Origin of the sequence: Pseudomonas sp. IPO3778 (assembly GCF_013386825.1) — a bacterium.
Taxonomy (GTDB): domain Bacteria; phylum Pseudomonadota; class Gammaproteobacteria; order Pseudomonadales; family Pseudomonadaceae; genus Aquipseudomonas.
Window position 1 is genome coordinate 1 of sequence record NZ_JACARC010000063.1, and the last position, 9,407, is coordinate 9,407.

Below are 9,407 nucleotides of genomic sequence, written 5' to 3' on the forward strand. Positions count from 1 at the left end.
GTCGAGCCTTGGCGAGGCTGCCAAGGGATCGCTGCGGTGTGCCTGTCAGACCGAGTGGCCTGCATCGCGGGCAAGCCCGGCTCCCACAGGGAAATGCAGTCCAGGTCCGGGACCGGCACGCTTCAATGATGGCTGTAGCGCTTGCGGTACTCCCCCGGCGACACGCCGAAGCGCGACTTGAACGCCGATGAGAAGTAGCTGGAATCGGAAAAGCCCCAGGCATAACACAGCGCCGAGAGCTTCTGCTCCGCCGGTGAATGGCGCAAGGTTTCGGCGCAGAAATCCAGGCGCCGGTGCTTGATGTATTGCGCCACCACCAGCCCGCGTTTGGAAAACATTCGGTACAGCCCGCGCACCGACACCCCGACTTCCCGGGCGATCAGTTCGGGGCAGAGTTCTTCGGCACCAATGTGCGCGTCGATGTAGGCGATGGTTTTGCGAAACTGCCGTTCCTGGATGTCCACGCCGTTGTCCCGAGCGCTGATCCCCGGCAGCAACAGGCTCACCAGCGCGTCCAGCACCGCTTCGCTTTCCTGCATGCCCAAGTCATTTTGCTGACGGGTATCGAGCACCATCTGGCTGGCCATCAACGCCAATGGCGTGCGGGCGCAGATCCGTGTCGCGCAGTTGACGGCATTGAAGTGCGAACCGCGCTCCACCACCTGGCGCGGCAGGATCAGCGACAGTTGCCGGGAATTGTCGTGGTACGTCATGTCGCTGGGGCGGCAGGCGTCGATCAGGGCGATGTCGCCGCAACCCAGTTGTGCGCGGTTGTCGCCCTGCTCCAGTTGCGCACTGCCCTGCAACTGGAACACTGCGTAGTAGTGCCCCTCGTTGCCGGTACTGACTTCCTTGCTGCTGCGATACAAGTGCACATGGGCCATATCGACCACACTGAGTTTGATCGCACCGCTGCGAAACTCGCTCAACTCGCCATAAAACTCAGAGCCCAGGGCACGGGCATCGAAGCGTCCACAGGCCTGATTGACCTGATGTAACCAACGCTCGAACGATTCGTTACGTTGCACCGTTGAACTCATCATGACCGCAAGGCCTCACGTTTTTTATTTTTTGGGTCCGAGCAATCTTACGGGTACCGCCGATCAAATATCCAATACCAGACGAGCGGAAACCGCCCGGGAAACACACGCGCAAATCTGCCGGTTGGCGGCCTTTTCCTTGGTCGACAAGCAGTTGTCACGGTGCTCGGGCACGCCCTCCAGCACCTCGACAATGCAGGTGCCGCAGATGCCTTCGCGACACTCGGTGTCGATGTCGCAACCGTGGGCCTGCAGCACGTCCACCAGGCGGGTATTTGGCGGAATCTTCAGCACCACGCCGGAGCTGGCCAGCTGCACTTCAAAACCACCGCTGGGCCCGGCGTTCGCCGCCGGGTCGGCCTGGAAGTGTTCCAGGTGAATCGCGTCTTCGGGACGGCTGCGGGCCGCCACTTCCACCACCTTGTTCATGAACGGCGCCGGGCCGCAGGTGTAGACGTGGGCCGCATCGCCGGCCTGCTCCAGGCAGGCGCTCAAGGCGCCATCCAGTTCGCCCGGTTCGACGCCGTAGTGGAACTGCACATGCTCGGCGAACGTATCGGCCAATAGCTGGGTAAACGCGGCGTACTGCGCCGAACGCGCAAAATAGTGCAGGCGCCACGGCTGGCCGCTGCCGGCCAGTCGGTAGGCCATGCTCAACAGCGGCGTCACCCCGATACCGGCGGCAAACAGCGCATGGGCCGGCGCATCGGGGTCGAGGCGGAACAGGTTGCGTGGTGCGCCCATTTCCAGCTCCATGCCCTCTTGCACGTGCTCGTGCAGGGCCAACGAGCCGCCCCGGGATTGTGCTTCCTTCTTCACCGCCACCAGGTACGCGCGGCCATCGTGGGGCGGGCTGCACAGGGAATACTGGCGGGTGACGCCGGTGGGCCCGGTAAGGTCCACATGGGCGCCCGGCTCATAACTGTCGAGGGGCTGGCCGTCACTGCGCACGAGGCGAAAGGAACGGATATCCAGCGCTTCATCGACGATACGTTCGATCTTCACCTTCATCATTGCAGCACCTGAATACAGTTGTTTCGGTTGAACGCTATTCCTGTGGCGAGGGAGCTTGCTCCCGTTGGCCTGCGCAGCAGGCCCACTCTCTCGGGGGCGCTTCGCACCCCAACAGGGGACAAGCCCCCCTCACCACAGGGGTGACTAACGCATGAACAGGCCGCCATTGATGTCCCAGCACGCACCCGTGACCGAAGCGGCGTGGTCGGCAATCAACAGCAGCACGGTGTCGGCGATGGTGTGCGGGTCGCCGAGGGTGCCCGTGGGGATGATCTTGAGGATCTGCTCCAGGCGCTCCGGGGCCACGGTTTCGCGCACCACCGGCAAGTCCAGCGGGCCCGGCGAGATGCTGTTGACCGTGACGCCCTGGGGCGCCAGTTCACGGGCGAAGATTTTGGTCAGCGTGGCCACGCCGCCTTTGGCCGCCGCGTAATGCGCGCCGGTGGCGGTGCCGCCGTTCTGCCCGGCCAGTGAAGCGATATTGACGATGCGCCCGAACCCCCGCTCGGCAAAGTGCGCGCCGAACACCTGGCAAGCCACAAACGTGCCCCGCAGGTTGATCGCCATCGACTCGTCGAACTCTTCGGGCGTGATGTCCATCAGTGCAGCGACTTTCGACACCCCGGCGTTGTTCACCAGGATATCGGTGCCGCCCCAGCGCTCACTGAGCAAATCCCGGGCGCGGATGAAGTCGGTTTTATTGCGCACATCCAGCTCGATGGCGATGGCGGTTTCGCCGCGGCTGTCGAGTTCAGCGGCCAGGCGCTGCACGCCGTCCACGCGCACATCTGCCAGGCCCACGCGGTAGCCGGCGGCGTGCAGGCGCCGGGCGATGCATTCGCCGAGGCCACGGGAGGCACCGGTTACAAGCGCGATTCGGTTCATCAGGATGTCCTCATTTCAACTGTGGGAGCGGGCTTGCTGTGGCGAGCGGGCTTGCTCCGCGTTGGGCTGCGAAGCAGCCCCCTCACCACAGCAAGCCCGCTCCCACATTGGTTTTGTGCGGTGGGTTAGATCGTGTTCACAACAGAAACCCAAGTGCACTCAGGCTGTCGGTGGAGTTGATCAGCCGCACCACCTTGCGCTCCAGGGTCGCCGTGCCGGCGCTGAAGCGAATGCGGTAATTCAGGTCGGCCACAAACGGCGTGTGCACCCCGCGCTTGTAGGCATACAGCAGCTGCGCGCAGTTGACCTCCACCACCTCGCCCGCCGCTTCCACCAACGTGAATCGCGACACGCTGCGCACGGTTTTCGCCGCGTCCACCGCCGACGGCGAGTACCCCGCCGTCAACCGCTCAATCCGCAAATCACGCATGCGCGCATCGTCATAGGCGTAGTTGAGGCTGGCTTCAAAATCCTCGGTGTCCGGGTCGATCGGCACCACATAGCGCCCGCGCTCACTCCACAACGCCGCCCATTGCACATAGTCCTTGTGGTCCAGCAGTTCGGCTTCACGCCAGATGAATTCGATGGCCTGGGCCAGCGGTGCGGTAAAACCAGTCAGGGTGTTCATTGGCTCATCATCCTTTTCCACATGTCATAGGCCCCGCGCATGCCGCCTTCGTCGGTGGCGTGGGAGACCTTGTCGCCGTTGTCGGCCAGCACTTCGCGGTTCAGGCCACGGTTGACCAGAATCGGCGCGTCCACCCCGGCATACGAGCCGCGTTGCACCCGGTCCCAGGCCTCGGCGTCATCGGGGCTGCCAAAGCCGAACGGGCCCTGGAAGTGCTCGTGGATGCGCAGGCGCTCGCGGTTGGCGATCTGCGGGCCGCCGTCCATGCCGAGGGCGACGTGGCGGATTTCGGTCTCGGTGACCGACACCGGCCGCAACACGCGGAAGAACGACATCGACATGGCGACGTTGGGAAACAGGTTGAGGTTGAACCCGGCGCCATGCAGTGAACGCACGATGCGCCGCACCTGGGCTGGCTCCATGGTTTTCGACAGTTCTTCGGTGACGTGGGCAAAGCGCTCCTGCAACTGCTCGGTACCGTCGTCGTGGTCCAGGTCGACATGCTCGGGCACCATCACCATCACGCTGTGGCCATTGCCCAGGGAATGGGTGACGGCTTGCTCGTCGGTCATGAACGAAAGCATCTCCGAGGTCTCGGCATCCACCGACGACATGAACGACTTGTGCACGATGGGGAAGTGGTAGCCGTCGGTGGTGTTTTCCAGCTGGATCTTCCAGTTGCCCTTGAAGCTGAATTTGTGTTCGCCCTGGGTCTTGATCGGGTAGCCGGCGCCCTGCTTCATGAACAGGTCCATCCAGTGTTTGGCGCCGCCGAGGAAGTCGGCCAATGGCTCGATGTCGTCGTTGTAACTGGCGAATACCATCCCGGCGTAGCTGTCCACGCGCAGACTGGTCAGAGGCAACTCGGATTTCTCCAGGATGCCTTCGTAGCCGTCCGGGTAAGGCAGTGCCCGCAGTTTGCCGTCCAGGCCATAGGACCAGCTGTGGTAAGGGCAGGTGAAGCCGGTGGCGTTGCCCTTGTGCTTTTCGCAGACCGTGGCACCACGGTGACGGCAGCGGTTTTCCAGCACATTGATCGTGCCTTTCTTGTCACGCACCACGATCACCGGGCGCCGGCCAATGGTGGCGGTCTTGAAGTCGCCGCTGGTGCGCACTTCGCTTTCATGGGCGACCCAGACCCAGGTGCGGTAGAAGATCTTTTCCAGTTCGGCTTCGAACAGCGCCGGGTCGTTGTACAGCGAGACATCGACGCGGTCGTGCTTGACCAGTTCGTCGAGGCTCTTGGATTTAGCAATCAGCCGGTATTCATGGGTACTCATGGAGCCCTCCTCAAGGCGTTGTTCTTATTGGTGAGCCGTGATGCTCTGCTGCAGTTGTGCGCCGAGGGCACACACCCATTCGTCCTGGCCCTTGCGGCCGACAATCTGCAAACCGACCTTCAGCCCGCTGTCGGCCAGGGTCACCGGCACCGTCAACGCCGGGTGGCCGCTGAGGTTGAAGGGCCGTACCAGCGGCGTCATACCGGCCACGGCCTGGCTGCCGTTGCGGGCTTCGGCCAGGGTCGGTGGCAGGTCTGGCAGGGTCGGCAACAGCAACACGGAAAACGTTTCGAGCGCGGCATCCACCTGGTGACTGAAGCGAGCGCGTACGGCTTCGGCCTGGGCCAAATCAGCGGCGCGGGTGCGGCTGGCGGCGAGCAGGCGTTGTTCGACATCGGCACCGATCAGGCCCTTGCCGGTGAGGTGACCGAAGGCTGCCCAGTTTTCAACGTTGATCACCGTCAGGCCGGCGCCGAACGCCGCGTCGAAGTCGTCCAGGTGCGCGCGCTGCTGACGCCAGCCGGCCGCGCCGACGGCGGCCATCAGGCTCGCCTTCAGCCAGGGCTCACAGGCCACATCCAGAAAGCCCACGTGCACGTCGCCCGTGGGTGCAGCCTGTGGCTGGAAGCCCGGGCAAATCACCTGCATCGCCGCAATCAAGTCCTGCATGTTCGCGGCAAACGGCCCGACGCAATCGAGGCTGGATATCGCCGGTTGCGCGCCCACCCGGCTGACCCGCCCGTAAGTCGGTTTCAACCCGGCAATCCCGCAGCACGCCGCCGGCACCCGCACCGAGCCGCCGGTGTCGGTGCCGATGGCGATATCCGCCAGGCCTGCCGCCACCGCCGCCGCCGAACCGCTGGACGAGCCGCCCGGCACCCGGTCCGGCGCCTGGGGATTGATCGGCGTACCACTCCAGTCGTTGATACCGGTGACGCCAAACGCCAGTTCATGCAGGTTGGTCTTGCCGACGATCTGCCAGCCGGCGTCGAGCACCGACTGCACCACATCCGCATGCCGGGTCGCGGGCGATGCGTCGGCAAAGGCACGACTGCCGGAACGGGTCGGGTGCCCGGCGATGTCGATGGAATCCTTGATGGCCACGCGTTTACCGCTGCCACCCAGCAGGAATTCGCTGACGAAGGTACTCATGGGTTTACCCCCAATACGGTATTGAACAGGCGCTGCGTGCGGAAATGCGCGATCAACCAGGTGCCGTCGACCCGCCGAAAATCGATGTTCAACCGCGTGCCGAACAACTCGCTGCGCTGGTCGGCATAGGTGGAAATCTGCTGCATGATCCACTGCCCCGCAGCCGTGCTGCCGTCCACCCGGATCGACTCACTGGTGAGGTAATGCAGGTTCAGCGCAAAGTGCTCGGACGGCGGCAGGTAGCTGCCGACAAACGCCGCCACCGCGTCGCGCCCCCGGTGCTGGCCGAAGGTTTGCGCCGTACGGGTGCCAATGCCTTCCCAGACCGCATCCACGGTGAACAGCTCGGCCAACTCGCGGACGTTCGTCGCCGCCCGGGGCACGTCGCACAGGTCCATGTAGCGCGCCATCAAGCGCCGGACCTGGCTCTCCCCTTCAAGGGTCTCAAGACGCTGCAACAGGTCCATGGCTCACACCCTGGCCGCGTCGGGGATGGTCAGCGGGCGACCGATACGCGCCTCGATCTTGGCGTAGCGCCACAGGCTGTATTCACCCACCGGCGTGGTACGGAACAGGTTGCAGGCGTCGATCACCGACTGGTGGCAATCCACGTCGGCCATGATGTAGACGGTCCACGGCGAGGTGGTCGACGGGCCGACCATCAAGCGGTCGTCGTCCATCGCGCCGAGCACGTTGATGCCCGGCATGGCACCGAGGTCGCCCATCATCTGGCTGAAGCCTTTCCACACGCTCAGGCCTTCGCCGGTGGGCAGGTCGAAAAAGTTCTGGGTGATGCCGATGCAGAAGACGACGCGCAGCGGTTCTTGAGTGGCTTGGGACATGGGTTGATCCTTGAAAGTCAGATGTAGCCAGGGAATGGCGGAACGCCGAGGAACACCGAGCCGGCGCCGTCGTACAGGCCTTCGCTGAGGAAGGCGTGCTGGGTCACCACCATGGCGTCGCGCAGGTAGCGTTGCAGCGGGTGGCGCAGGTAAATCGCGGTGGTGCCCGCCAGGCTGTAGGCGCTCTGCACCACGGCGGCGCCGGCCTGGGACGCATGAATGGCGGTCAGGCGTAGCAGGCTGGTTTGCTCGGCCGTGGCCGGGTTGCCGGCGAGGATCGAGTTCCACACTTGCTCGGTGGCACCGTAGAAGAAGCCCCGGGCGGCGCTCAGTTGGGCTTCGGCCTTGGCGATCTCGATGCGCACGTAGGCACGGTCGGCCAGCTTCGGCGCGCCGGTGATGCCACTGCCGCTGGCCATGGCGCTGATTTCATCCAGGGCCGCCCGGGCCAGGCCGAGGTTGACCACCGCCAGCACCTGGGCGGCGTAGGCAATCGACGGGTAACGGAACAGCGGCTCATCGACGGTGGCGGCGCCGCCACGGATGAAGGTCCAGCGCTCGTCGACGTATTGGTCGGTGACGCGCAGGTCATGGCTGCCGGTGCCCTTAAGGCCGACCACGTCCCAGTTTTCGATGATCTCCACCTGGCTCGGCCTGAACACGGCGGTGCGCGGTTTGCCACCCGCGGCACCGATGCCTACGCCCAGCAGGTCGGCGCCTTTGCAGCCGCTGGCAAACTTCCAGGTGCCGTTGACCTGCCAGCCGCCTTCGACGGTTTCTGCCGGCTGCAACGGGAACAGCCCGCCGGCAAACACCAGGTCGGGGCTGTCGGCGTACAGCTCGGCGAGGGTCTCCTTGGGCAAGGCTGCCAGGTACACCCCGGCACTGCCGAAACTGGCGACCCAGCCGGCGGAACCGTCGGCTTCGGCAATGCGCTCGATCATCTGCAAAAACGTCGCCGGGGCCAGGGCATCGCCACCGAAACAACGCGGCGTGGCGGCCCGGTAGATGCCCACCTGCTTGAAACGTTCGATCATGTCCCGTGGCACATGGGAGCCGGCATCGAACTCATCGCGGCGCTGGCGTACTTCATCCAGCACCTGCTGGAACAGCGCGGGAGGCACGTCGGGTAAAGCGTCTGGTTGCACGAGGGCCGAACGCAGCATGGGCTTTCTCCGTTGTAGTTGTTATGGGCGCCGTGGTGGGCGTTGATGGGTCCAGTGTAAAAAGCCCATCCACTGTCAACTATTGGGGCGTGCAGCCCCCCGGCTAAAGAAATCCCCTAGTGCGCCCCCGATTACTTCTGAGCGTGCCACCGGCGGCAAACCGGTATAACTTGCCACCGTAGTCGTCCCCTCCACCGCCAAGGGCTGTGCGATGTACCAACCCAATCACCATGATTTCCAGACCCTGATCGAAGCGATGCCGATCTGCACCATCCTTCACGATGCGCAGAGCAAGGACATCCTCTGGGCCAACACCGCGGCGCTGTCGGCGCTGGGTTTTACCCTGGAAGAACTGATCCCGCTGAAAGCCCCGGACATGACCCGCGACGCGCCGAAGTACAAGCGTTCCATCGGCCTGCGCTGGCTCGAACGCGCGGCCCGCAGCGGCCAGCGCACCATTGAATGGTGTTACCGCTCCAAGGCCGGGGTGGAGATTCTTTCGGAAGCTGTTGCGACGCTGGTGCACCTGGACGGGCGCGACGTGCTGATGGTGCAGTTCCGCGATATTTCCCGGGAAGACAAGGTCAAGCGCGACCTGATCCACGCCGAAGAAGCCCGGCGCGTCAGCGAGCAACAGCTCGAGTACCTGGCGCGCTACAACGCCATGGGGGAAATGGCGGTGGCGATTGCCCATGAACTGAGCCAGCCGCTGGCGGCCACCCGCAATTTTATCGAGGGTGCGTTGATTCGGTTGGGCGATACCCACAGTGCCGACCAGGGCGTGCACTGGGGCCTGCAAAGCGCGGTGCGACAGGTGGAGCATGCCTCAACGATCATCAAGAGCGTGCGCGACTATGTGGTGAAGCTGGAACAGAGCGCCGAACGGGTCGACCTCAATGAACTGCTGCACGAGACCCAGTACTTCATCAGCCTGCGGGCTGAGCCCAGCCAGGTGCGCCTGGAGATCACCCCGAGCGCAGAACCGCTGATGGTGCATTGCGAGAGGGTGTTGATTGGACAGGTGATTCTGAACCTGGCGTTCAATGGGATCGAAGAGATGAGCGGACTGCCCGTGGAACGCCGGGTACTGCGCCTGCGTGCGTGCCGGGATGACGGTGTGGCGCGGTTGAGTGTCGAGGATTGCGGGCGCGGGATTCAGGCGGTGGCGCAGGAGAAGATCTTTGATGGGTTCTTTTCGTCGAAGGTGGGTGGTAACGGGATTGGGTTGGCGTTGTGCAAGAACATCATTGGTCGGCATCACGGGGATATCTGGGCGCAGAATCTGGAGCCGTGTGGGGCGGTGTTTAGTTTTTCGTTGCCGTTGGTGGGGGTGTGAGATGGGGGGCATATCCGTTGCTGCGGTAACGGCGGCTTAGGGTTCCGCTCTTACAGCGGGTCCC

At 64.0% G+C, this 9,407-nt stretch carries 10 protein-coding genes; 1 reads left to right on the top strand and 9 read right to left on the bottom strand.

Features of this window, described 5'->3' with window-relative positions; all coding sequences use genetic code 11:
- Positions 1-122 precede the first annotated feature (122 nt).
- From feaR to HX855_RS28000, 9 genes are all read right to left on the bottom strand, one after another.
- Positions 123-1,043, bottom strand: a complete 921-nt coding sequence (feaR, locus tag HX855_RS27960; protein WP_177091175.1) for a transcriptional regulator FeaR — start codon at positions 1,041-1,043, stop codon at positions 123-125.
- Positions 1,044-1,103: 60 nt separating this feature from the next.
- Complete coding sequence (locus tag HX855_RS27965) at positions 1,104-2,054, bottom strand: PDR/VanB family oxidoreductase (protein WP_177091177.1); 951 nt, start codon at positions 2,052-2,054, stop codon at positions 1,104-1,106.
- 144 nt (positions 2,055-2,198) lie between these two features.
- Positions 2,199-2,939, bottom strand: coding sequence for an SDR family NAD(P)-dependent oxidoreductase (locus tag HX855_RS27970; RefSeq protein ID WP_177091179.1), 741 nt, complete (start codon positions 2,937-2,939; stop codon positions 2,199-2,201).
- A 136-nt stretch (positions 2,940-3,075) separates the two neighbouring features.
- Entirely contained in the window at positions 3,076-3,567 is a 492-nt protein-coding gene (locus tag HX855_RS27975; RefSeq protein ID WP_177091181.1) for an aromatic-ring-hydroxylating dioxygenase subunit beta, read from the bottom strand.
- Positions 3,564-4,847, bottom strand: coding sequence for a Rieske 2Fe-2S domain-containing protein (locus HX855_RS27980; RefSeq protein ID WP_177091183.1), 1,284 nt, complete (start codon positions 4,845-4,847; stop codon positions 3,564-3,566). Before HX855_RS27980 ends, HX855_RS27975 begins: the two co-directional genes overlap by 4 nt.
- A 24-nt stretch (positions 4,848-4,871) precedes the next feature.
- Positions 4,872-5,999, bottom strand: coding sequence for an amidase (locus HX855_RS27985; protein ID WP_177091184.1), 1,128 nt, complete (start codon positions 5,997-5,999; stop codon positions 4,872-4,874).
- Positions 5,996-6,466 carry a nuclear transport factor 2 family protein gene (locus HX855_RS27990; RefSeq protein WP_177091186.1) on the bottom strand — a complete coding sequence of 157 codons (471 nt, stop codon included), beginning with the start codon at positions 6,464-6,466 and terminating at the stop codon, positions 5,996-5,998. Before HX855_RS27990 ends, HX855_RS27985 begins: the two co-directional genes overlap by 4 nt.
- 3 nt (positions 6,467-6,469) lie before the next feature.
- Positions 6,470-6,841, bottom strand: coding sequence for a hypothetical protein (locus HX855_RS27995; protein WP_177048604.1), 372 nt, complete (start codon positions 6,839-6,841; stop codon positions 6,470-6,472).
- A 17-nt stretch (positions 6,842-6,858) separates the two neighbouring features.
- The gene (locus HX855_RS28000) at positions 6,859-8,007 is read right to left on the bottom strand and encodes an acyl-CoA dehydrogenase family protein (protein WP_177091188.1); all 1,149 of its coding nucleotides are present in this window, start codon (positions 8,005-8,007) and stop codon (positions 6,859-6,861) included.
- Between the two features lie 211 nt (positions 8,008-8,218).
- Here HX855_RS28000 and HX855_RS28005 point away from each other — a divergent pair, with 211 nt between their 5' ends.
- On the top strand, positions 8,219-9,343 hold the full coding sequence (locus HX855_RS28005) for a sensor histidine kinase (RefSeq protein ID WP_177091190.1): 1,125 nt from the start codon (positions 8,219-8,221) through the stop codon (positions 9,341-9,343).
- Positions 9,344-9,407: the final 64 nt, after the last annotated feature.